Source organism: Halanaerobium saccharolyticum, from assembly GCF_003259895.1.
Lineage (GTDB): Bacteria > Bacillota > Halanaerobiia > Halanaerobiales > Halanaerobiaceae > Halanaerobium > Halanaerobium saccharolyticum_A.
This window is the reverse complement of record NZ_QLME01000002.1, coordinates 17,700-42,084: the sequence shown is the minus strand read 5'-3', so window position 1 is coordinate 42,084 and position 24,385 is coordinate 17,700. Positions and strand designations below refer to the sequence as shown.

The 24,385-nt window shown below is 34.3% G+C and carries 23 protein-coding genes; 1 reads left to right on the top strand and 22 read right to left on the bottom strand.

Features of this window, described 5'->3' with window-relative positions:
* Positions 1–192: 192 nt before the first annotated feature.
* The 9 genes from C7958_RS01810 to C7958_RS01770 form a co-directional block, all read right to left on the bottom strand.
* Positions 193–1,605, bottom strand: a complete 1,413-nt coding sequence (locus tag C7958_RS01810) for a glycoside hydrolase family 1 protein (RefSeq protein ID WP_111570963.1) — start codon at positions 1,603–1,605, stop codon at positions 193–195.
* A 56-nt stretch (positions 1,606–1,661) separates the two neighbouring features.
* Complete coding sequence (locus tag C7958_RS01805) at positions 1,662–3,113, bottom strand: glycoside hydrolase family 1 protein (RefSeq protein ID WP_111570962.1); 1,452 nt, start codon at positions 3,111–3,113, stop codon at positions 1,662–1,664.
* A 39-nt stretch (positions 3,114–3,152) separates the two neighbouring features.
* A complete protein-coding gene (locus C7958_RS01800) occupies positions 3,153–3,407 on the bottom strand; it encodes an HPr family phosphocarrier protein (protein ID WP_166668436.1) in 255 nt (84 codons plus the stop codon).
* Positions 3,408–3,451: 44 nt separating this feature from the next.
* On the bottom strand, positions 3,452–3,778 hold the full coding sequence (locus C7958_RS01795) for a PTS lactose/cellobiose transporter subunit IIA (RefSeq protein ID WP_111570961.1): 327 nt from the start codon (positions 3,776–3,778) through the stop codon (positions 3,452–3,454).
* A gap of 90 nt (positions 3,779–3,868) precedes the next feature.
* Positions 3,869–5,329, bottom strand: coding sequence for a sulfatase-like hydrolase/transferase (locus C7958_RS01790; protein ID WP_111570960.1), 1,461 nt, complete (start codon positions 5,327–5,329; stop codon positions 3,869–3,871).
* Between the two features lie 20 nt (positions 5,330–5,349).
* On the bottom strand, positions 5,350–6,678 hold the full coding sequence (locus C7958_RS01785; protein WP_111570959.1) for a PTS sugar transporter subunit IIC: 1,329 nt from the start codon (positions 6,676–6,678) through the stop codon (positions 5,350–5,352).
* 22 nt (positions 6,679–6,700) lie between these two features.
* Complete coding sequence (locus tag C7958_RS01780; protein WP_111570958.1) at positions 6,701–7,009, bottom strand: PTS sugar transporter subunit IIB; 309 nt, start codon at positions 7,007–7,009, stop codon at positions 6,701–6,703.
* A 291-nt stretch (positions 7,010–7,300) separates the two neighbouring features.
* On the bottom strand, positions 7,301–10,033 hold the full coding sequence (locus C7958_RS01775) for a sigma 54-interacting transcriptional regulator (RefSeq protein WP_111570957.1): 2,733 nt from the start codon (positions 10,031–10,033) through the stop codon (positions 7,301–7,303).
* 156 nt (positions 10,034–10,189) lie between these two features.
* On the bottom strand, positions 10,190–11,149 hold the full coding sequence (locus tag C7958_RS01770) for an NAD-dependent epimerase/dehydratase family protein (RefSeq protein ID WP_111570956.1): 960 nt from the start codon (positions 11,147–11,149) through the stop codon (positions 10,190–10,192).
* 263 nt (positions 11,150–11,412) lie between these two features.
* On the opposite strand from C7958_RS01770, the gene larE reads away from it, so the two are divergent.
* Positions 11,413–12,228, top strand: a complete 816-nt coding sequence (gene larE / locus C7958_RS01765; protein WP_111570955.1) for an ATP-dependent sacrificial sulfur transferase LarE — start codon at positions 11,413–11,415, stop codon at positions 12,226–12,228.
* A gap of 384 nt (positions 12,229–12,612) precedes the next feature.
* On the opposite strand, the gene C7958_RS01755 is transcribed toward larE, so the two are convergent.
* The 13 genes from C7958_RS01755 to hisC all read right to left on the bottom strand — a co-directional run bounded on the left by C7958_RS01755 (position 12,613) and on the right by hisC (position 24,367).
* Positions 12,613–13,233 carry an ABC transporter permease gene (locus C7958_RS01755; RefSeq protein ID WP_243834214.1) on the bottom strand — a complete coding sequence of 207 codons (621 nt, stop codon included), beginning with the start codon at positions 13,231–13,233 and terminating at the stop codon, positions 12,613–12,615.
* A 282-nt stretch (positions 13,234–13,515) separates the two neighbouring features.
* Positions 13,516–14,430, bottom strand: a complete 915-nt coding sequence (locus tag C7958_RS01750) for an ABC transporter substrate-binding protein (protein WP_111570954.1) — start codon at positions 14,428–14,430, stop codon at positions 13,516–13,518.
* Positions 14,431–14,469: 39 nt separating this feature from the next.
* The gene (locus C7958_RS01745; RefSeq protein WP_111570953.1) at positions 14,470–15,078 is read right to left on the bottom strand and encodes a UbiX family flavin prenyltransferase; all 609 of its coding nucleotides are present in this window, start codon (positions 15,076–15,078) and stop codon (positions 14,470–14,472) included.
* Positions 15,079–15,109: 31 nt separating this feature from the next.
* Positions 15,110–15,973, bottom strand: a complete 864-nt coding sequence (locus C7958_RS01740) for a UbiA-like polyprenyltransferase (protein ID WP_111570952.1) — start codon at positions 15,971–15,973, stop codon at positions 15,110–15,112.
* The gene (locus C7958_RS01735; RefSeq protein WP_111570951.1) at positions 15,960–17,402 is read right to left on the bottom strand and encodes a menaquinone biosynthesis decarboxylase; all 1,443 of its coding nucleotides are present in this window, start codon (positions 17,400–17,402) and stop codon (positions 15,960–15,962) included. Before C7958_RS01735 ends, C7958_RS01740 begins: the two co-directional genes overlap by 14 nt.
* A gap of 152 nt (positions 17,403–17,554) precedes the next feature.
* Positions 17,555–18,040 (bottom strand): tRNA (N6-threonylcarbamoyladenosine(37)-N6)-methyltransferase TrmO, encoded by a 486-nt coding sequence (gene tsaA / locus C7958_RS01730; protein WP_111570950.1) that lies wholly within the window; start codon positions 18,038–18,040, stop codon positions 17,555–17,557.
* A gap of 143 nt (positions 18,041–18,183) precedes the next feature.
* Positions 18,184–19,683, bottom strand: a complete 1,500-nt coding sequence (locus tag C7958_RS01725) for a GGDEF domain-containing protein (protein ID WP_111570949.1) — start codon at positions 19,681–19,683, stop codon at positions 18,184–18,186.
* A gap of 171 nt (positions 19,684–19,854) precedes the next feature.
* A complete protein-coding gene (gene hisIE / locus C7958_RS01720; RefSeq protein ID WP_375669742.1) occupies positions 19,855–20,487 on the bottom strand; it encodes a bifunctional phosphoribosyl-AMP cyclohydrolase/phosphoribosyl-ATP diphosphatase HisIE in 633 nt (210 codons plus the stop codon).
* 69 nt (positions 20,488–20,556) lie between these two features.
* Positions 20,557–21,333: an imidazole glycerol phosphate synthase subunit HisF gene (gene hisF / locus C7958_RS01715; RefSeq protein WP_111570947.1), complete on the bottom strand. Its 777-nt coding sequence runs from the start codon at positions 21,331–21,333 to the stop codon at positions 20,557–20,559.
* A complete protein-coding gene (gene hisA, locus C7958_RS01710) occupies positions 21,326–22,054 on the bottom strand; it encodes a 1-(5-phosphoribosyl)-5-[(5-phosphoribosylamino)methylideneamino]imidazole-4-carboxamide isomerase (RefSeq protein ID WP_111570946.1) in 729 nt (242 codons plus the stop codon). The genes hisF and hisA overlap by 8 nt, the downstream gene beginning before the upstream one ends.
* Entirely contained in the window at positions 22,055–22,660 is a 606-nt protein-coding gene (gene hisH, locus C7958_RS01705) for an imidazole glycerol phosphate synthase subunit HisH (RefSeq protein WP_111570945.1), read from the bottom strand.
* Positions 22,661–23,248, bottom strand: coding sequence for an imidazoleglycerol-phosphate dehydratase HisB (hisB, locus tag C7958_RS01700; RefSeq protein ID WP_111570944.1), 588 nt, complete (start codon positions 23,246–23,248; stop codon positions 22,661–22,663). It abuts the gene before it with no gap.
* Between the two features lie 12 nt (positions 23,249–23,260).
* Positions 23,261–24,367, bottom strand: a complete 1,107-nt coding sequence (hisC, locus tag C7958_RS01695) for a histidinol-phosphate transaminase (protein ID WP_111570943.1) — start codon at positions 24,365–24,367, stop codon at positions 23,261–23,263.
* Positions 24,368–24,385: the final 18 nt, after the last annotated feature.

Below are 24,385 nucleotides of genomic sequence, written 5' to 3'. Positions count from 1 at the left end.
AAATAAAAAAATTTACAATAATTACTGCTTCAATAGAAAGCCCACCTTTTTCATTAAAGCTACCTGATAAAAATTTTCCACCTTTGATTTATCATCTTTAAATACACTATCACTCAATTTTTCAAGCAGGAGATTTCCTTAAATATATTTTATATAACTTAGCATATTTAGTCCAATCTCCAGATTTCTAATTTATAATTTCTTTCCATTGCTTTTGATAACATCTTTATACCAATAAAAACTCTTTTTTCTTATTCTACGCATATCTTTTAAATCAAATTCATCACGATTAACATAAATGAAACCATAACGTTTATTAATTCCCTGATGAGTACTAACTAAATCTATTGCTGACCAGGGACAGAAGCCAAACAATTCAACTCCATCACTAATTGCAAGTTGTGCCTGTTTAATATGTTTTCTTAAATATTTAATTCTATAATCATCATTAACTGTATCCTCTTCTTCCAATTTATCATAAGCTCCTAGGCCATTTTCTGTAACAATTAAGGGTAAATTATATCTGCTGTATATTTCTCTTAAAGTTGTTCTAAATCCAACAGGATCAATTTCCCAGCCAAACTCTGTTTTTTCAAGATACTCATTCTGATAACGTCTGTATAATCCAGCCTCATTATCCACAACCTGCTGATCTCCATTAAAGTTACTTGCTTTATCCTGATTTTCAAAATCTCCTTCTACTGAGGCACTTGTATAATAATTAAAAGCAATAAAATCAGGATTCCCAGACTTCAAAATTTCCATATCTCCTTCTTTAATTTCTGGAGTTATGCCCTTTTCTTCCATAAAGCTCCAGGCAGTTGCATTATATCTTCCAAAAATAGCAGCATCTAAATAAAGCCAATTTCTAATAGCAGAATAATTATTGGCTGCCAGTATATCTTCCGGTTTAGAAGATGCAGGATATACAGTTGAAATATTTGGAGCAGGACCGATCTTTCCATCTTCAACTTTCTGATGACAAAGATCAAAAACTTTAGATTGAGCTACTAGCATATGGTGATTGGATTGATATAAACCTTTTTTTACATTTTCCGGATCACCTTCTAACAGCCCTAAAGCATTTCCATGAAGTATCATCATATTCTGTTCATTAATTGTCAACCAATATTTAACCCGATCACCATACTCATTAAATAAGACTTCAGCATAATTCACAAAGGCATCAACTGTTCCTCTGTTTTCCCAACCGCCTTTTTTCTGTAAAGCAAGTGGTAAATCAAAATGATACATTGTAACTAGAGGCTCAATATCATGTTTTAATAGTTCATCAATCAAATTATTATAGAAATCTATCCCTTTTTGATTAACATCACCAGTTCCTTCTGGAATAATTCTGGTCCAAGCTATTGAAAATCTATAAGTTTTAAAACCCATTTCTGCCATTAAGGCTATATCTTCTTTATAGTGATGATAGTGGTCACTGCAAACTTTAAAATCTGTTACATCATCCGGGTGATTACCAACATCCATCACTGATAGTCCTTTACCATCTTCATTCCAAGCTCCCTCAACCTGATAAGCTGAAGTGGAAGCTCCCCAGAGAAAATTTTCCGGAAAATCCTTTAATTCATTATGAATCATTTCATCCCTCCTGAAATAAAATACGTTAAGTCAAATCTAATATTTTTTAAATCAAATTACTTATCTTCTATTCTTAATTTTTCTCCATTTGATTCAATAACATTCTGATACCAGTAAAAACTCTGCTTTGGTTTTCTCTCTAAGGTACCTGAACCATCATCATGTTTATCTACATATATAAAACCATAACGTTTTCTCATCTCACCGGTTGAAGCACTGACAAGATCAATACAACCCCAGGGAGTGTAAGCCTGTAAATCCACACCATCTTTAACTGCTTCTTTCATCTGTTCAATATGGCGGCGCAGATAATCAATTCGGTAATCATCATTGATGCTGCCGTCTTCTCCTACCTCATCTTTGGCTCCCAGTCCGTTTTCTACCACCATTAATGGAATCTGGTAGCGGTCATAGAGATAATTTAGTGTATATCTTAGACCTTTGGGATCAATCTGCCAGCCCCAATCACTGGAATCAAGATAGGGGTTTTCTACTCCACCAATTATATTACCACTGCTCTGATCTTTGTCAGAATCGGCAGTCACACAGTTGGACATATAATAACTGAAAGTATAATAATCTACTGTTCCTTCCTTTAAAATCTCTAAATCTCTATCTTTTATCTCAATTTCAATATCATTTTCGTCAAAGTAACGGTCTATATAGAAGGGATATTCCCCCTTAACCTGCACATCACCACAGAAATAATTAACTACCTGATCTTGCTTTTGCGTTTCAATAATATCATCAGGATTACAGGTTCTGGGATAAAAAGTTGCCTGGATGTTCATACTTCCGATCTGATAATCGGGGTCAATCTCATGACCTGCCTTTACTGCCAGAGCACTGGCGACAAACTGATAGTGTAAGCCCTGAAATCTCAGCTGCGGATCATCTACCTGATCTGTAAAATCGGTTGTTTCTTCATTTAAAATTCCCAGTGATAAAAATCCTCCCATCGGCATTGTTCCTGCATTGATTTCATTAAAGGTCAACCAGTACTTAACCTTTCCTTTATATCTTTTAAATAAGGTTTTAGCATATTTAACATATAAGTCGATTAATTCTCTGGAGGCCCAGCCATTATATTTTTCAGTTAGAGCAAAAGGCATCTCATAATGAGAAATTGTTATTAAAGGTTCAATATCATGTTTTAAACATTCATCAATTACCTGATCATAAAATTCCAGACCGGCTTCATTTGGCTCCTCTTCCATTCCGGTCGGAAAGATTCTGGTCCAGGCAATGGAAAAACGAAAAACATCAAAGCCCATTTCTGCCATTAAAGCAATGTCTTCTTGATAGCGGTGATAAAAATCTATAGCCTCATGTGACGGATAAAAAGTATCTTCTTCAATTTCTCTGGTAATTCTTTTTGACTGTTTGTGAGATCCACCAGTGCAGACATCAGAAATAGAAATACCCTTACCATCTTCCTCCCAGGCACCTTCACACTGATTGGCTGCAACAGCGCCTCCCCACATAAAATTTTCTGGTAAAACTGACATATTAATCACCTTTCTTATTAAACCATTTTTTATAAAATTTTACTTATCTTCTTTTAATAGTTCAACTTCTATAAAATCAATAAGTTCTTCTACTGCTTCATCAGCATCACTACCCTCTGCTTTAACAGTTATTTCATTTCCTTTTCCTATTCCGAGACTCATTAATCCCATAATACTTTTTGCGTTTACTTCTTTGTCTTTAAAAATGACTTTAATTTCTGAACTAAACTTTCCTACTTTCTGTACGAACTGAGAGGCCGGTCTTGCGTGAAGACCTGTTCTATTTTCAATCATTACTTTTTTCTTTTTTTACATATACTTTACCAATCTCACTTAAATTATTGTTTGTTTTCCTTTAAGTTAAATATTTCTTCCTGCATTTTTACCATTTCTTTTATTAAATCTTTAGCAAGGGTTGCACTAGTAAGATGATCTTGAGCATGAACCATAAGGATACTAACTTCATTCTTTTGCCCATTTGCCTCTTTAGATATTAAATCAGTTTGAACATCATGTGCATTATTAAAGTTTTTATTTGCTTTTTTTAATTTTTTTCTCGCTTTTTTAAAGTCACCTTTTCTAGCTTCTTTGAGCGCCTCAAATGCCAAGGATTTAGCGTCTCCCGCTTCCGTTATTATTTTAAATATAATTTCTTCATTTGTCATCTTAATCTCTCCTAAATTTTAGAATGATTATAGTTATACTGTAGCCCTTATAAATAATAATAATCTTATTACTACAGTATAACATTTATATTAATATCTTTTGTCTTTTCTATCTGGTACATAGTCAGCTGTTTCCATATAAAACTTCAATAATCTTGCTTTGAATTTAATAATTTGATCTTGATAATCTTCACTACATATTAAGTTATTTAATTCATCTGGATCACTTTCTAAATTATATAGTTCATTTTTTTCATAAAGTCTTTCTATATATTTTAATTTACCCATTCTTATCATAACAGCTTTTGTATGCTCAGGACCTTCTTGTTCCTGAGTATTTAAGCGTGGCCAATATTCTGATTCAGGACCATGTCCTTTTTCCATAGCCTGAGTTTCTCCATGTATTCTGCCACCTTCAGCAAAAACAGCATCTTTATGCTTTTCTTCTCCTTCGAGTACAGGCACTACAGATTCACCAAATTGTATATGTTCTAATTCAATATTTGTTAAATCAGCAACAGTTGCAGATAAATCAACTAGTTCACTTAAAGATTTTGTAACCCTCGGTTTCACCTTAATTCCTTTATGTGGTTTGATAATTAATGGTACATTACTAACAGGATCTTCAAATGTGTTTTGACTTTTCTCTACTATACCATAATCCCCAGTGTAATCACCATGATCAGCAAAAAATATCATAGAGGTATTATTATATAACTCTTTTTCTTTAAGCTTATTAACAAGCATCCCAAAATGGTGATCTACTCGTGCTACCATACCAAGATATACAGCTCTTAATTCTTTAAATCTATCTTCATTCCAGTTTTTCAGATTTTGACGGTCATATATACCTTTTAACATTGAGGCTTTTTGATCCCAATCCTCTGGTACTGGTCTCGGAGATCTCACTTTATTTCTGTCAATTAAACTATACCAGGGTTCTTCTGCACCATAAGGTGGATGGGGGAAAATCAAAGATATATATATACAGAATGGCTGCTCATCATTATAATTATCTATAAAATTTAAAGCTCGATTTATACAATTCCAATCATACTGAACAAAAGGAATATTTTTATCACTTTTACCAGCTAAAAACGAATAAAAACTTTCACTGTCGTTTTCTCCCCGATATTTTTCTTTCCACTTGCTAGATTTTTTCCTTTCTTCCTCACTAACTTTATCATACCCACTATAATATGAGTTGCAATAATCATCTAAACTTTTATCAGCAGGAATTACATCGTTTCTGCCAATCCACTGAACATTATATCCATTATTTTTTAGTGTTTTTAAAAGCATGGGATCATCTTCTTCTAATAAATAGTGCATTGTTCGATGACCTTTAGTATGTGGATACCAACCAGTTAGAAAACTTGAACGACTGGGAACACAAACAGTATTCTGACAATAATTGTTTTTAAATGAAACTCCATCTTCCTGAACTATTTTATCTAAATTTGGTGTTTTAGAAGCCTTATTACCCAAATGAGATAAAGAATCTGCTCTCATCTGATCAGCAATAAATATTACTAAATTTGGTTTACTCATTTTTGTGACTCCCCTCTTTATTAAGCTGCTTCTACCTCACTAACTTGTTCTTCTTCTAACATTTGTTTATCATACCCTTTAACAAAAGGCATATAAATAATCACATCAATTGTTATTAAAACAAACCATAAAACTGCCGCTCTCCAATCCATAGTTGATAAAAATGAACCAAAAGGACCTGGAGTCGTAAATGGGACATTAACATATATTTTTCCAACTAAACCTGTAGACATAGTAAAATAAGTAATTGAGGCATTTATTATGGGAACAAAAACCATCGGAAAAAAGATCATGGGATTCATAATCATTGGAGTTGAAAAAACTAATGGTTCACTAATTCCAAAAAATGCGGGTACTAAACCTACTTTTGAAACTGACTTGAGATGGCTTGATTTAGCTACAATAATCATTGCTAACGCTAATGACAAAGCAGCACCTGAACCACCAAGATTTGCAAAAAGATTTACAAATCTACCTGAAAAAATATAGGGCATTGCTGCTCCTTGAGCAACTGCTTCTGCATTCGCTGCAACATTTGCTGTAATAATTGGAACAATCACACTATTAGCTACCGCTCCTCCATGTATACCAAAGAACCAGAGAAAATTTATAACTATTATTACTAATAAAACACCAGGTAAAGTATTAGATGCTATCACAATAGGTTCAAAAATTTTCAAAGAAATTTCTGGAATAGACATATTTAATAATGACAATACCAGACTATTTAATGACATAAACACTACAACGTTTACTATTATTGGAATTAATGCTTCAAATGGAGCTGCTACCATAGGAGGAACTTCATCAGGCATTTTAATTTTTATATTTTTTTCTAGCAGAAATTTTGTTATTTCCACAGTAATAATGGCAATGATTATTCCTGAAAACATACCTTTTGCATCTAAATAATTGCTTGAGATAAAACCAGCTGGATTATCAGCTTGAGTTGGAGCAGCAACTACCAAAAATGTGAATAGCGAAGTAATAACGCCAGATATTTTGTTTATCTCATATTTTTCTGATAAAAAATATGAAACTCCTATTACTACAAAAAGCCCCAATAAACCTAAAGATAAATTATATGGTGTCATTAACATAGAATTATTAGCAGTGGCCCAACTTTTCCACATAAGTAAAAATCTATTAAAGAAATTAGTTGGTTGAATTATTTCTGTATCAACTGGAGGAACTGCCAAGATTAAAGCAACACCACCAATTATTGTTAATGGCAACGTAGTAATAAGACCTTTTTTTATTGCCGTAACATGCCTTTGATTACTAACTTTATTAGCTATTGGAGCAAATTTATTTTCTACAAATCCCTGCATTTTTTCAAAAAAACCCATTATAATAATCCCCCTTTTGTTTTTAATAGTTTTCTTTTAATTTAATTGCTTGATTAAGAATATTTCTTCCCTTACCCATACCATAATCTTTAGAATCAACAACTCCAACAGGTGTATTGTATTCATCTCCAATTTTATTGATTTCATCTGCTTTATACTTAATTTGAGGTCCTAATAGAATAACATCATAATCATCAATCACTTCTTCTAGAGAATCAACTGGCTGAGCCTCAATTGTCCAGTTTTTTTCTTCTTCAGTTAACGCTTTTTTCATCTTATTAACAACCAGACTTGTTGACATTCCTGCAGCACATACTAATAAAATATTCATAATTATCCCCCTTAATTTTTTTAATATCGATTATCATTTTATTCTAAATGAACAAAAACTCTTGTTTAAACCTCCCTTCATTTTTTTGACTCACTTATATATAAATGCATTATCTATGCCAGAACATCCTTTTTTTATATTTTTTCTTTATTTTTTTATATTTATTTTATAAAGACTGTCACAATAGGAATCTAAAAATAAATATTTTTTTAAGTTTTTTATTCAAATTCTAAAATAGCACAAAAAAAATAGTGTGCAATTATAATTGCACACTTATCGAAAGCTTTATTTTTAATTATTTTGAAACATTTCTAATATATAAGCAAGTTCATTTTTATCTATCTCAATATTATATGTCACTTCAATATCATTTACTATTCCTTTTAATAATTCCAGATTAACTCTATTTTTTTTACTATATTCCTCTATGTTTTTAAATTTATTATTTTCTCCACCTGCTAAAACATTTTCGATCATATATGCCATATGCAGTAAAATTCCAAGTTCAATTCCAGAATCAATATCTTTATTTAATTTATTTTCAATTCTACTAATTATGTCTCTTAATTCTTCTACAATCTTAAAACTATCAAGATATTTAAATTGATCAATTAATGATTTTTTCATCTCCTGATACATTTCTTCTCTATCAATTAATTTCTTTAATTTATTAATCGCATCACCTGTAAAAATATCTGCAGCTGAAAAGTATTGAATATCTTTTATATCAAAATTTATTGTACCAACAACAGCTAATACTTTGTATTTGCTTTTAAGCTCTTTTATCTCTTTTTTTAAATCATCTTTATTCATTAATTGTAAAGTTATCAAACTAAAATTTCTATCAAGTTCTAATTCTTCTTCCAGTAAATCTTTTAACTTCACTGCTGCTCCATCTCCTGTAAAACAGGCAGTAACAACAGCTAATCTCTTTTTATGTTTTTTATCTATTATTTTTTCTTTTTCTCCAAAACTCAGAGACTTTTCAAATTTTTGCTGATAACTTTCTTTTCCAATTTCTTCAACTGAATATATTATATCTTCTAGTTCATCACCCAAAACTGCTTTTCTTGAAGCTTCTAAAATAGTAGGCGTACTGCTCATTGTAATCGTTTTTGTCTTTACTCCGGTTTCTTCTTCAATCATTTCTCCAAAACTGCTTAAAGAACCCATATCAACCATTATTAAGACCCCGCCACCATTATTTAAATCTACTACTTTATCCTTTGCCTGCTGATATGCCTCTTGAGGATTCATTGCCAGCGGCATATCAATAGCTTCAGCATGCTGCTCTCCAATTAAATTATTAACTACTTCTGTCATGCTTGTTGCAGCAGCTCTACCATGCATTATTACTAAAATGCCAACTTTTTTTAAATCATTTTTACCATAGTTATAGGGCTTTTCAGTAAGAAACATACTTAAATAACCAATTTCATCAAGTGGTGTTTTTAAAGAAAATTTCTCATCAATCATTGAAGCAATTTCCATTGCAGTAATAAATTCCTGGGAGTGATCTGATCTTATTTCATCTAAATTTGGATGATAAATCTTTTCCCCGTTTTTTATTCTTGCAATACTCCTTTTTAAATGAAGAGCAAGTCCATAATATATTTTTTCATCATAACTTCTATTTAGTCTATTTTCAGCCAATTTAAATATTTCTTCAACCAAACTTACTATTTCTTCCCCAACTATCTTATCTATCTTACTCTTTTTGAAATTTTTTGGCAAGTCGCCAATATAATTTTTAAAATGTTTTTCTATATCAATATTTAAAATCTCACTTATTTCATTTTTATTTAATCCATTTTCTTCTAAAACAGAAATCTTTTCTTCTATTACATCATAAAACATATAATTTTTATCTGCTATTTTCGCAGGTTTTCTTGCCTGATTATTATTAATATTAATATCATTACTAAAAGATATTAGATTGCTTTTATTTTTAATAATATCATCTAATTCTTTTCTTTTATCTGGCAAGTTCATAATTCCTTTTTTGACATGGTGTGGTAATTCTTCCTGACCAATTTTAAGTAGGTCAATTTTCTGATTGTTTTTTGATTTATAATTTAAAAACGACTTTGCGCAGGCCAGCTGAATATCACTTTTTAATTGCCCAATATTATTTTTGCAGTCATATAATAAAAATGATTTTAAAGCATTTTTATACATTAAAATTTCCTGACCAACTCTTTTTTCTTCATTTTTAATAAAACTCTCGATTAATTTATATCTTTCTTCCAGAGTTCTTTCTGATAGTGCAGGTAATTCTATAACCATAGGTATTCTTCTTTGAAAAGTCTTTAATAAATACGACCCGGGAGACTCTGTGGTAGCAGCAACAATCTTTACATCTGCTTCGATAGTTTTATCAGTATCTCCTAACATCCTAAAAAATCCGTTATCTATAAAGGTAAATAACATTTCCTGGCCCTGTGGAGGTAATCGATGTACTTCATCTAAGAATAACATTCCTCCATCTGCATTTTTTAATAATCCGTTTGAATCTTTATTGGCCCCGGTATATGCTCCTTTTTTTACTCCAAAAAGCTGTCCCATTAAAAGCTGCGGATTATCCGCATAATCCGCACAATTAAATTGGACAAAAGGAGCACCTGATTTCAGCACTGATTCTTCAACAGCAAAATTATACATTAATTTTGCAAAAAATGACTTGCCAACTCCAGTTTCCCCGAGTAAAAGTGTATGCAGTCCATCCGGAGGATATAATATTGCTGCTTTAGCCTGCTGAACAGAAATCCTCAAACTGCTTTCCGCTCCGATAATTTTATCAATTTTCTTTACATTATCATTATTACTTTTTATTATCTGATATTTAACTGGTCTCCCTTTAATTTTTCTCATTTTACCGTCTTTAACAAGCTCATTTAAGTAACGACTTGCATTAGAACGTGAAATATTTGCTTCTTTAGCAATTACCCTAGCAGTTAAACCTTTATCTTGATTACTATCTGCTAATTTCATAGAAATTTCAAAAATCTCTTCTTTCTTATTCATTAATCTATCACATCCTGTAATTAAAATTTTATAAAATAATTATAATAAACAAGAATTTGAATTCAAAAAAGCTTAAATAATTCTCTTTTTATATAAATAATCACTAGGATTACACAAGAAATTTAAGAACATTAAATATGGATAATTGATTATAAACTATTTTTCAATATCAATAACACCTCGATCAAGATAGCTTTCAATACTTATTTCAACGGTCTTCCTTGTCGAATACTGGGGCTGATAATCGATTAACTTTTTAGCATTTTCAATGGAGAAAAAACCACTTCTGGCAAGATGATAATAACTCTGTTCAGTCTGTTCTTCATCATCTATATAATCACACCACTTTCCCCAGTCCAAGAATTCAATATCTGCTTTTTGATCAAAGAATCCGTACATTGCCTTTGCATAACCATATAAGGTAAAAGAATCTTCAGCAACAGCATGGAAGCTTTCACCTAATGCCTGATTTCTGTGGTTAATAGCTTTAAAAAACATCTGAGCAACATCAGCAGCATGGACATGATGCAGAGTTTCCATGCCAAAGTTGGGCAGATAAATCTTTTCTCCTCGAGCAATCTTTTCAAATACTTCCGGGTCTATATTGCCAAAGGGACTGATAATCAACCAGCCTGGACCTGAAATCTGTCCCGGCATAATTATTGTTGCCGGAAAATCATTTCTCCGATACTCTTCTTTTAAATACTGTTCACTCTGAAACTTATTTAAGCCATAATCATCCAGAGCTTCTTTTTTAATCGTATTTGGATCAGCTGCAAGCAGCTCAGTCCTACCGTGAGCCCAGATAGATGAGCAAAATAAATAATGTGATAACTTTGTGCCCTTTAAAGCATCAACCATTCTCTTAGTATCCTCGGGCTTGAAATTAATTAAATCAACAATAATGTCAGCATTCATCGCTGCAATTTCTGCTTCAAAATCAGCTTCCTGATCCCGATCCAGATTAACCTGTTCAACCCTATTCCAGGCACTATCATCAAGATAAGGCTGGCTCTGACCTCGAGAAATATTTACAACCTGATGTCCGGCCTTAACTAATTCTGGTACTAAATATGAACCAATATGACCACTACCACCAATAACTACAGTTTTCATGAATTTTATCCCTCCCTCAATTTTTGTGCTGCTAATTTATAATTAAAGGTAAAAATTAAGATTCCTGCTTTAGCTTCTGCAGGATTCAGCTGCTGAATTTATTAATCTGTGTCTGACCAAAGCAAACAGTACTTTGACAAAATCAGTTTAAATATGATATCTTTAGTTTAATCTTTATAGATTTATTCGGTTTTATTTGGGACTGGTCATCATAATTATTAAATCAGAGTTATTAAAAAAGTACTTTATGGAGGTCATTTAAATTGGAAGAACTGAAAAATAAATTTTCAAAACTAAAAGAAATATTAAAAGAAATGGGATCTGCTGCTATCGCCTTTTCTGGAGGCGTGGACAGTACTTTCTTACTAAAAGCAGCTGTAGAAGTTCTGGGGAAGGAAAATGTACTTGCTGTAACATCCTGTGCAGAAACCTATCCTTCTGAAGAAGAAGAGGAAGCAAAAAAACTTGCGCTTGAGATCGGAGCCCGGCATCATTTAATACATACTACTGAATTAGATAATGAAAATTTCGTCAAAAATGATCAAAAAAGATGTTATTACTGCAAAAAAGAGCTTTTTTCAGAAGTTATAAAGGTAGCTGAACAAAAGGGATATAATTATGTCTTAGATGGCTCAAACTATGATGATCATCTTCATGATTACCGCCCGGGTATGCAGGCAGCCAGAGAAATGGAAGTGAAAAGTCCTCTTAAAGAATCTGAAATGACAAAAGATGACATTAGAGCTTTATCTAAGGAATATGATTTACCGACCTGGAATAAGCCAGCTTTTGCCTGTCTTTCCTCTCGTTTTCCTTATGGTGATCAAATTACTGTTGAGAAATTAGAAATGGTAGATCAGGCGGAAAGATTTATGCGCAATCAGGAAATCAGTCAATTCAGAGTCAGACATCATGATCAAAACACAGCCAGAATTGAAGTGCTGCCCGGGGACCTGCCTCTGATGCTAAGTAAAAAAGAAAAGATTGTCTCTAAATTTAAAGAAATTGGTTATACTTATATCACTCTTGATTTAGAGGGCTACAGAAGCGGCAGTATGAATGAAGTTCTGGATCAATAAAGCTTACTCTAGACAGCTGTGGTTTAAACATTTCTAGCTTTTATAAACTTTTTTGCAAAAAAATAAACTTAGCCCGGGCAATTTTTCTCGAGCTAAGTTTTTATTTAAATAACAATATTCTAGGACCAGGTGTTAACTAACAATGATCCATAGGCCACAGCAGTTCCCACCGCTGCACCAGCTCCAGCTACTCTTTTTGTTACTTTCTTCATAAATATCATCCTTTCTTATTGTCTTATAAAATTATTAGATGTATTTGTAACTACATTATAGAGGATTAAATTAATAAAGAAAGTAAACAAACTACAATTTTAAGCTAAATATTTAAAATAATTTTATAAACAGCACTTTTTATATTTCTTACCACTGCCGCAGGGACAGGTATCATTTCTTCTTAGTTAATTCCTTATTCTTTTTCTCTTCCAGAAAGATCCAGGGACAGACAAGCCTCTCGATAAAATCAATTATCAGAAATAAAATAAGGCCTAAAAAACTTAATGCCATAATTCCTGCAAACATTTCACTATAATTAACTCTTGTCCAGGCATCCATTATAAAAAAGCCAAGACCCTCAGAAGTAGCAAAAGTTTCCGTGAAAAATAAAACGGCTACAGCAGTGCCTAAACTTATCCGGATAGCTGTAAATATTCTAGGCAGTGAGGCAGGTAAAATAAGGTGCCAGAACAGCTGTACCTTTGAGACCCCTAATGATTTAACAGATAATATTAGTTTTTGATCTATAGATTTGGCTGCATCACGCGTATGAACCAGGATCTGAAAAAAGACTATCAGAGCTATCAAAAAAACTTTGGCCAGATCCCCAAGTCCAAAAAACAATAGAACTATTGGCAGAAAGGCAATCTTGGGGATTGGATAAGCCAGATAAATAAAAGGAGCAAGATAGCTGTCTAGAACTTTAAATCTACCAATCATCAACCCGGCGGGAACTGCAACAATAAAAGCACTGCCTACCCCAAAAACAATTCTTCGCAGGCTGGCCAGCATATGAATGGATAACTCTACTCTTAATTTTATTAATGATTTAAATACTGAAGCAGGTAGAGGTATAATCTGGGTCTTAGTTACTAAAGCAGCTAAAAGCCAGAAAAATATTATTATAAGTATTGATAATATATATTTAATTGATGTTTTGATAATTTTGACCCTCCTCGGGACAAGCCCACGAAGTTTGCGAGCAGACTTTCATTCTATCACCAGCTTTATTCGCCAAATCAATTCTTTTAATAATTTTAGTCAATTTATTACTTCCACTTTAAATAAAGAAAATTATTCTACAAATCTACTTTCAATAATATCCTGAAATTTATATTCCCCTTCGACTAAATCTTTTCTTTCCATCCAGTCTATAACCAGATCAACAGTGTTTTTTTGTGGTAAATGAGGTTTATCATATTCGGGATATACAAAACTTTCTTTTATTTTTTCCGGAAATCCAGCTTTTTCAATCAGTAAGTCACGATACTGATCGGAATCTTCATTTAGCAGCTCTACCGCTTTTAAATAGGCAGTATAAAAAGCTTCTATTTCCTTTTCTTTCTTTTCTATTGCCTGCTCTTTAAACAGCATTATCCCTGGAGCCTCACCCAGTTCAGTACTTTCTCCAATCTTATTTGCTCCATTTTTAATTAAAACACTTGCCAGGGGTTCAGGTAAACAGGCTGCTTTAACTTTTCCGGCCTCCAGCATCTGAAGTCTTACCGGAATTTTAGGGATAGCAACCTTTGCAATTTCTTCATCTTCTAAACCATTTGTTTTTACCAGCCTATCAGTTATGTACTCAATAATTGTATTTGAAGAAATTGCTATTTCAACATTTTTCAAATCTTCGTAATCTCTTATCTCAGTATTTTTTCCAGATAGTAGAACATATCTTCCATTTGTCAGAGAAGTTATTTTGACATTTTGCCCATTATCAACAAAAAATAAAATCGACAGAACATCAGAAATTGCTCCATCTATTGCATTTGCCTGTATGGCACTATCTCTCTCAATAGGATTATTAAAACTAACAATCTCTATTTCTAAACCACTTTCAGCAAAAAGCCCCTCTTCTTCGGCTACTATAAGTGGTATTGAATCTGCATCAGGGAGAATCCCCACTTTTAAAGCTGCAGCTGCCGGAAAAGTACACACAATTAACAAAACAAGAATAACAAGACTAACTTTTAAACTTTTTTTCATTTTTTTATTCCTCCTAGTATTTATTTATACGACTAAAATCTATTTAGATCCATTCCACTTTTTATAAAGAGAATGTTTAATGCCAAGATGATCCAGGACTCTTCCTACTAAAAAATCTCCCAAATCAGAAATAGACTCAGGCTTTTGGTAAAAGGCCGGCATTGCTGGAATAATGTCTACACCCAGCTGACTCAATTTTAATAAATTTTCCAGATGAATCTGATTTAAAGGACATTCTCTGGGAACAATTATAATCTTCTTTTTTTCTTTTAACATTACATCGAAAGTTCTCTCAATTAGATTTGTCGATATACCCTGAGCAAAACGGGCAGCACTTCCCATAGTACATGGTATTACAACCATAAAATCAGCTGCATTTGAACCACTTGCCACCGGTGAATTAAAACTGTCTACAGCAGCTATTTCTAAAAGATTAGGCCGGGGCAGATCCCACTCTGCTTTGATAAAGCTTAATATTTCTTCATTTCCCCGAGGAAATTTATCGTTAAGCTCATGTTTTAAAACCTCTTTGCCCGGATTGCTGATGATTATTGTCTGTTTTTTATCCAACTTATTTATTATCTCGATAAATTTTTTAGCATAAAGGGCACCACTGGCTCCAGTAATAACTGTCAGTATTTTTTCCATAGAATTTTCCTCCTCAATACTTTTTGCGAGTTTAAATTAAAATATCTGCTGCTCCTGCCAGAAATAGAAGCGGACTTATTATCTGATTAATGCTGTAGGAAGCAATCGTTACCTGGCTCAGGTCGTTAGGATTTACAATCTGATGTTCATATATTAAAAGCAGGGTTACTAAAAAAACACCTGACAAATAAATCAAAGCTAGGACTGGAAAAAAATATGGCAGAGAAAACATTATAATAACAGCCAAAAAGTGTAATCCTCTGGCAATTTCAAGGCCCTTTTTAATGCCAAATTTAGCAGGAATAGAGTTGATATCATTATCTCTGTCAAAATCATAATCCTGAGTGGCATATATAATATCAAATCCTGCTACCCATAAAGCATGAATCGAAGCCAGCATTACTGCCCCTGCAGTTAGATCACCCCGCACTGCAATCCAGGTTCCCAGAGGTGCCAGAGCAACTGATGCCCCCAGGATCAAATGACAGGTCCATGTAAAGCGTTTAGTATAAGAATAAAAACAGATAAAGATAACCGCCAGCGGCATTAACTTAATTGCTAAAGGATCTAAATTAAGTGCAGCAGTTAAGAGCAAAATAAAGCAAAAAATTGTTAAGAGCACTGCTTCTTTTTTCTTTACTTTTCCGGCAGGAATTTCTCTGTTTTTTGTGCGCGGATTTGATTTATCAATTTTATAATCTGCAACTCTATTCCAGGAATTAGCACCATTTCGGGCTCCAATCATAGCAATCGTTATCCAGAAAAAATTATGGAAAGTTGGCAATCCTCCTGAAGCCAGAAATAAAGAAAAATAAGCAAAGGGAAGCGCAAAAATAGTATGCTCAAACATGACAAGTGAAGAATAGTTTTTAATCTTTTTTTTAGTTGATCCCATACTCATTCCACCTCTGATCAACCAGATCTTTAATCTTTTCACTCATTTCAATTTCTGGCGGCCATTCTCTGCTGTGGCCTTCTTCTGCCCAGGATTTTGTGGCATCAATCCCCATTTTATTGCCAATTTTAGCTCTAGGAGAAGCGTGATCCAGCGCATCAAGCGGACCTTCTACTATTACAACATCTCTGCCAGCATCAATATTATTAAATACTTTCCAGGCAACTGTTGATAAATCCTGAACATCAACATCTTTATCCACTATAATGATCATCTTAGTATACATCATCTGCCCCATTCCCCAGAGAGCATGCATTACTTTTTTTGCCTGCCCGGGATAACTTTTATTAATAGATATAATAGCACAATTATGAAAAACACCTTCCAGAGGTAAATTCATGTCCACAACTTCCGGCAGAGTCATCTTTAGAAGAGGAAGGAAAATACGTTCTGTTGCCTTTGCAATAAAACAGTCTTCCATAGGTGGTTTACCAACAATTGTTGCATTATAAACTGGATCTCTGCGGTGGGTAATTGTTTCAACATGAAAAACAGGATAGTCATCTGCTAAAGAATAGTATCCCGTATGGTCTCCAAAAGGACCCTCTTTTCTTAATTCTTCTGGGTCAACATAACCTTCAAGAATAATTTCAGCATTTGCAGGAACTTTTAAATCAACTGTTTTACATTTTACCATTTCAACAGGTTTTTTTCTTAAAAATCCTGAAAATAACATCTCATCAATCTGGGATGGAAGTGGTGCTGTTGAAGAATAGATAGTTGCCGGGTCAGCTCCAATAGCAACAGCAACTTCCATTTTTTTGTTTTCATTTAAATAATCTCTATAATTAGCTGCACCATCTTTATGAATATGCCAGTGCATTCCCGTAGTGCTTTTATCATAAACCTGCATTCTATACATTCCCATATTCTGCTGACCGCTTATTATATTTTTAGTAAAAACAAGGGGCAGAGTAAAAAACTTTCCCCCGTCTTCTGGCCAGCACTTTAAAACTGGAAGCTCTGATAAATCAACATCTTTTTTTACTACTTCCTGGCAGGGAGCACTTTTTACTGTCACAGGAAAAAAATCACTAAGTTCTTTTAAAAGAGGCAGTGTCTTTAGTTTATCAATAAAATTTTCGGGGACCGGAGTATTCAGATAAGCTTCTATTCTACTGCCAATTTGATTTAAATTATCTACACCCAGGGCCAGCTCCATTCTTTTGTAGGAACCAAAAGCATTAATTAAAACCGGCATCTCGGAATCCTTAACATTTTCAAATAGCAGTGCCGGACCATCATTTTTTACCACCCTATCAACTATTTCAGTTATTTCTAGATCAGAATCAACTTCAGCTGTGATTCTAATTAATTCATCATTTTCAGCAAGCACTTCAATAAATTCCCTCAGACTTTCATAACTCATATTGATTACTCCTTATTTTTAAAATTATTTGATAAAACATTCTTTATGATATTTTTTTCACTTATATATTTACTTCTATACAAAATTTGCTTTTCCTCCATCTATTTCCCTCTTCCTATAACCGCCAGAATATATTTAGATAAAATCAAATCTTACTTATCAGCAAATCTACCATCATCTTTGAGAGAAGAAAGTTTATTGATATTTGTTTCCATCCAGCCAATTTTAACATCTTTTCTTCTATCAAATTCTGGTACATAGGGCTTAATATCAAGTAGTGGAGTTTTATCCAGAATATCAAGATCCTTGATATGTAAAATGTTATTTTCAATTTTTTCCAGACGAACAATCGAAAGTCCGATTGAATTGGGACGGCTGGGTGCTCTAATAGAAAAAATCCCATGCTTTTTATCTTCCATAAATGGTTTTGCTGTTAAAGCAGCTTTTCCGGCCTGATGACAGTGATACAATAATATTAAATGAGAAAAGCCTTCCAGATCTTTGAGTCCTTCCTGATATTCAGGTAATAATTCTATCTTCCCCGCAGCAGACCCTGCGGCTGTTGGCTGAATAGGAGTTCCTTCAGGGCCCTTAAATGGTGACCTAATTTTTCCTATTGCTTTATATGTTATCTCCATTTCTTTCCCTCCCCTTTTGATTAATCTAAATTAGTATTTAATTATTTAGTTTATTATATTCTTAAATAGTAGGGTAAAAAAATATGGACAGAGAGTATAGAATATTTTGTACTCCCTGCGCCATAGAATTTTAATAATAAATTTTAATTACTTTCTATATCAGTATCTTTTCTTTTTGCCTTATACATTGCTGCATCAGCATTTTTGATAAGTTTTTCTAGTTCTTTACTATCATCGGGATAAAAACTTAGACCTGCACTGACCCCAATAACAATCTCTTCTCCATCAATAATAAGTGGCTTTTTTAGCTCTTTTATTAGTCTCTTTACTACTTTGATTATCTTAGTTTTAGAATTCAAATCAGCCAGAGCAACTACAAATTCATCTCCACCCATTCTGGCAGTAATATCTGTTTCCTTCAAATTGTTTTCCATTCTGGAGGCAATATTTTCTAAAACTCTATCTCCTATATCATGACCATAATTATCATTAATTTCTTTAAATTTATCAATATCTATAAAAACGACTCCAATATTATTACCAGAAGAATCAGCTGCTTCCTTAAGCTTCTTGAACTCTTCTACAAAATATTTTCTATTTGCCAGACCGGTTAATTTATCATGATAGGCCTGGTGTTCAAATTTTCTTAATAAGTAAACCACAACTGCGATAAAGCTGGCAAACAATGCTGCCAGTAAGACAATATTAACTGCAAATAAGCGGCGGTGACTGCTGATTTCATCTCTCATTATCTGCTCATTATAAACAATCCCTACCACATAAGAATTCCAGCCCTGCTCATTTTCTGCATCACTTACCAAAGCAGGAAAAAACCGATATCGGTACTGCGTTCCCTCTATCTTAGCTGTATCCTCCTGTCTGGAATTATTAATAACGGTCTGCCGGGCTAATTCTTCTTCAAATTCTGGTACATCCGGGTTTATATAGGGCTTTTTGCTATTTCTAATTTTGGCAACATCATAATTTAGAGGTTCCACACTGTAAAAAGAAATATCTTCTACCATCTCATATTCCGAAGTTAAAGCAGTCGCATCTTTAAATAAATTTAAACTCTGAAAAGAGGGATATTGATCTTCAATACTGACACTTAATTCAAATAAATATTGATGATCAGGGCTGGGCATATAACTGTATTTTTTTATTTCTCCAGCCTGAGTCGATAGATCAATTCGATCAACTTCAAATTCATTTCCATTCATTCGATTTCTTAAGACAGAAGCAAAACTGCTGAATCTAGAAAAATCAAGTCCCAGATCTTCTTGATATGTAGTTTTAATAATTTTTAAACTCTGATCAATGATATAAATATCATAACCAGGAAACTGCTGCTGTAGTTCAGCTAAATTCCAGTTCATAACATCTGGTTCTTCTCTGTATTTTTCCACCATCTGCTCTGAGTAATCTCTCATCTCCTGATTTAACTGCTGCTCTACAATTTTGTAGGCATTATTAATATAATTTACAGTCTGCAAAATATTTTTCTCTACTAACTGCTGCCGACTGTTATATTTATCTTCCACTACTTCTTTGACGTTTGAATATTGCCCTGAAAAAATATAAATCATGATCAAAGCCAATAAAATTATTATTATATACTTAAATTTATTAAACATCTTTTCCATCTGTCTGACCCCCCTGAGAACAACTGTTAACGATAGTATTTTCCTATATTATACCATAGAGACAGAAAAAAGACAGCCCTGAGAACCAGAACCGCCTTTGATATTTAGATATATTTTTAGGTGCCAGGTACAAAAAACCGATTTAGATACCTGGTACCTAAGGTAATCTATCTATTTATGTCTCTTTTTCAACTCTTTTCTTATCTGGTCGGGATTAATTCCTCTTTCGACCAGCAAAACCAGCATGTGATAAACCAGATCTGCTGTTTCATAAACTAACTCTTCTTCTGGCTCGTTTTTGGAGGCAATAATCACCTCGGCTGATTCTTCTCCCACTTTCTTTAAAATCTTATCTATACCCTCTTCAAAAAGATAGGTGGTATATGAGCCTTCGGGCATTTCTTGCTTCCGGCTTAAAATTAAATCATATAGAAAATCTACAACTTTTTCTGTTTCAAATTCGGTTTCTATCTGCTGAGCCTCCTGCTCCATTTTCATCATCTTTTCGGCTTTTAAATCAGTATCCTCTGCAATTTTACGATAAAAACAGGAATTTTCACCTGTATGACAGGCCGGTCCAGCAGGATCAACCATAAATAATATTGTATCCTGATCACAGTCATAATAAATTTCTTTAATCTCCTGAGTGTTACCAGAAGTTTCTCCCTTATGCCATAATTCCTGGCGAGAACGGCTGTAAAATACTGTTTCTCTCTTTTCCAGACTCAAATTAAGTGACTCTTCATTTACATAGGCCACCATCAGAACCTCTCTGCTCTGAAAATCCTGAACAACCGCAGGCATTAAACCCTGTTCATTATATTTAAAATTAATCTCATCTAATTTATCTATAATTTTGAGCACTAGATCACCCTATCCTTTCTTATCTTCAATTCTGACCGGTATCTCTGCTTTTTCCAGTTCAGTTTTGACATCTCTAATTGCAATTTCTCCAAAGTGAAAAATCGAGGCCGCCAGTGCCGCATCGGCTCCGGTTTCTTTAAAAACATCTACAAAGTGCTGGATGCTGCCGGCACCACCTGAGGCAATAACCGGAATATTAACTGCAGCTGTCACAGCTTTTAACATCTCCAGATCAAAGCCATCTTTGGTACCATCAGAATTAATACTGGTCAAAAGAATCTCTCCTGCTCCCAGTTCTTCCAGTTCTTTAACCCATTCGATCAGGTCAATTCCAGTCTCTTTACTGCCTCCATGAATAAAGATTTCCCAGCCTGCTCCTGATTCTCTTTTGGCTGCATCAACTGCTCCGACAATACACTGGGAGCCAAACTTAAGTGCTCCTTGATGTACCAGTTTCGGATTTTTGACCGCGGCTGAATTTACAGAAACCTTATCAGCTCCTGCTCTTAAAATAAACTGCATATCCTTTACTGTTCTGATTCCACCACCAACTGTCAGCGGAATAAAGACTTGAGCAGCAACTTTTTCCACCAGCTGAGCTAAAGTTTTACGTTTTTCTGTGGTGGCAGTTATATCTAGAAAGACAAGTTCATCTGCCCCCAGATCATTATATTCCTTGGCAGATTCTACCGGATCCCCGGCATCTCTTAAACCAACAAAATTTACTCCTTTAACTACTCTACCATCTTTAATATCCAGGCAGGGAATAATTCTTTTTTTAAGCATTATCTTCACCCAGCTTTTTTAATACTTCTTCTAAATCAACCTTATCCTGATAAATTGCCTGACCGGTGATTGCTCCGTAAAAATCTTTAGCTGCCAGATCATATAAATCCTGATTGGAGCTGATCCCCCCGGAGGCAATGATATTAAGCTCAGTCTCAGATTTTAATTTCTGTAATCCTTCCAGATCAGGACCGCTGAGCATCCCGTCCCGACCGATATCTGTATATAAAATATACTTGACCCCCAGAGCTTCCATTTCTTTAGCAAAATCAAGCATATCTCTTTCGCTTGCTTCCAGCCAGCCTGAAGTGGCCACTTTACCATCCCGGGCATCAATGCTGACTAAAATACTTTCGGCTCCAAATTCTTTGAGTATTTCTGACAGGGTTTCCGGATCTTTAACTGCCAGAGTCCCAATGATTGCCCGCTTAACTCCCAGCTCCAGCAGGCGTTTTACATCTTCTTTTTTGCGAATTCCGCCTCCAGTCTGTATTTTAAGCTCAGTCTCGGCTGCAATTTTTTTAATTACGTTAAAGTTTTTACTTTCACCTGCAGAAGCACCATCGAGATCAACTAAATGCAGCCATTCTGCTCCTTTAGCTGCAAAGTCTTCTGCAGTTTCTAAAGGATTCTGGCTGTAAACAGTTTTGCGTTCAAAATCTCCCTGCTTGAGCCGGACTACCTCACCTGCTTTTAAATCGATTGCCGGTAATACTATCATCTATAACAGCTCCCTAAAATTCTCTAAAAGTTTAATCCCATTATCTCCACTTTTTTCGGGATGAAACTGAAATCCAATTACATTATCTTTTCTGACCACTGCTGGTACTGTAGTTCCATAACCAACTGTGGCCAGTACATCATCGGTCAGCTCACCTAACAGATAGGAATGAACAAAATAAAAATGAGAATTTTCCGGCAGACCATTAAATAAAGGATCATTTTTAATTATCTGCAGCTGGTTCCACCCCATATGAGGAATCTTGTATTCTGTCTCCATCCTGACAATATTACCTTTGAGCAGACCCAGACCTGCAGTCTTTTGATCCTCAAATCCCCACTCAAATAAGAGCTGCATCCCCAGACAGACTCCTAAAAAAGGTTTGCCTGTAGCTACAAATTTTTCAATAAAATTAACGAAATTTCCCTGCTTCAACCTCTTCATTGCCCCCGGAAAAGCGCCTACTCCCGGTAAAACCAGACCTGAATATTTATCTAAATCTTTTTGCTCAGCTTTTTCTAAAATAACTGTCTCTTCCCCCACAAACTCCAGTGCCTTCTGAATACTGTTTAAATTTCCTGCTCCATAATCTATTATCGCGATCATTTACAGCACACCCTTTGTGGAAGGAATTTGATCTGACTCGATTTTTACTGCATCTTTTAGAGCTCTGGCCAGAGCTTTAAAAACTGCCTCAATCTGATGGTGACAGTTTTCACCATGTAAAATTTCTAAATGAAGGGTAATCCCTGCATTAAAGGCAAAGGCCCGCATAAACTCAACTACCATCTCCGCCGGGAAGTCTCCAACCATTTCTCTTGTAAAGGGTAAGTCAGTGTATAGATAGGGGCGGCCGCTGATATCAACAACTGCTCTGACTAAAGTTTCATCCAGAGGAACCAGGGCACTGCTGAAACGGCTAATTCCTTTTTTATCTCCCAGAGCTCTGGCAAAAGCCTTACCCAGAGCAATCCCGGTGTCTTCTACTGTATGGTGCTGATCAATTTGGAGATCTCCTTTAACAGAAAGCTCAAGATCAATGCTGCCGTGACGGGAAATTTGATCCAGCATATGATTGAAAAACCCAATCCCTGTTGTGATCTCACTTCTGCCTTTTCCATCCAGATTTACACTGGCAATAATTTCAGTTTCATTGGTTTTTCGCTGCTCAACTGCTACCCGATCTTTACTCATTATAAATCACTCCTAATTTTTCTCTTTAAATTCTGCAAAAGCCTCTAAAACTGCTTCATTTTCTTCTTCACTACCAACAGTAATTCTAATTGCTGGCGGTTCACTATTAAAGGACCTGATCTTAATCCCCCGCTGATTTAAAATATTTTTAAACTCCACAGTTTTTTCGCCCTCTATGTAAAGAAAATTAGCCATCGAAGGATAAAGCTGCCATTTTTGATACTGATTCAATTTCTGATAAAGCTTCTGCCGTTCTTTTTTAATAAATTTAATTCTTTCTTTTATAATATCATCATTATCCAGAATTAAACAGGCCAGAATATCTGTTAAGGAGTTTAAATTGTATGGCTTCAATACTTTTTTCAATTCCTCAACCAGTATCTGATTCCCATATAAATAACCAAAACGGATTCCTGCCAGTCCAAAGGCCTTGGAGAAAGTCCGGGTCACTGCTAGATTGGGATAATCACTGACATCAGGCATTAAATCAAGCTCATTAAAATCTGCATAAGCCTCATCCACCAGCACCGGGCCAGTAAAATATTCAGCCACTTTTAAAATCATTTCCCTCTCCAGCACCTCACCGGTTGGATTATTGGGAGAACAGAAAAAGATAATTTTGGGATCTAATTCATCAATTTTATTCTTGATATTCTGATAATCAAAGTCTTCAGTCAGCGGCAGCTCCTCGTAACTACCACCACTTAACTCAGTAAAATATTTATACATCGAAAAAGTAGGGGTCTGGGAAAGCACAACATCTCCTGGTTCAACAAAACATCGAATTAAAATATCCAGTATTTCATCTGAGCCGTTGCCGACTAATACTTCTTCATTCCTGACTTCCTTATTCAGCTCTCTGCTTAAATAATCAGCCAGGGTCTGATGTAAGCGTTCCGAATAAATTTCCGGATAGCGGTTGATATCATGTTGATCAAATTCTTTTTTAAATTTATCCTTAATCTCCTGCGGCAGATCAAAGGGGGATTCATTTCCTGAAAGGTTGATTTTTACCTCGAAGTCATCTTCTTCCCCATGGTAGGGAGAAATCGCTCTAACTTCGGGCCGCAGCTGTTCTTTTAAGATTTGCTCTTTGTTATTTAAATTATTACTGCTCATTTTTTCCTCCTTCAGCTT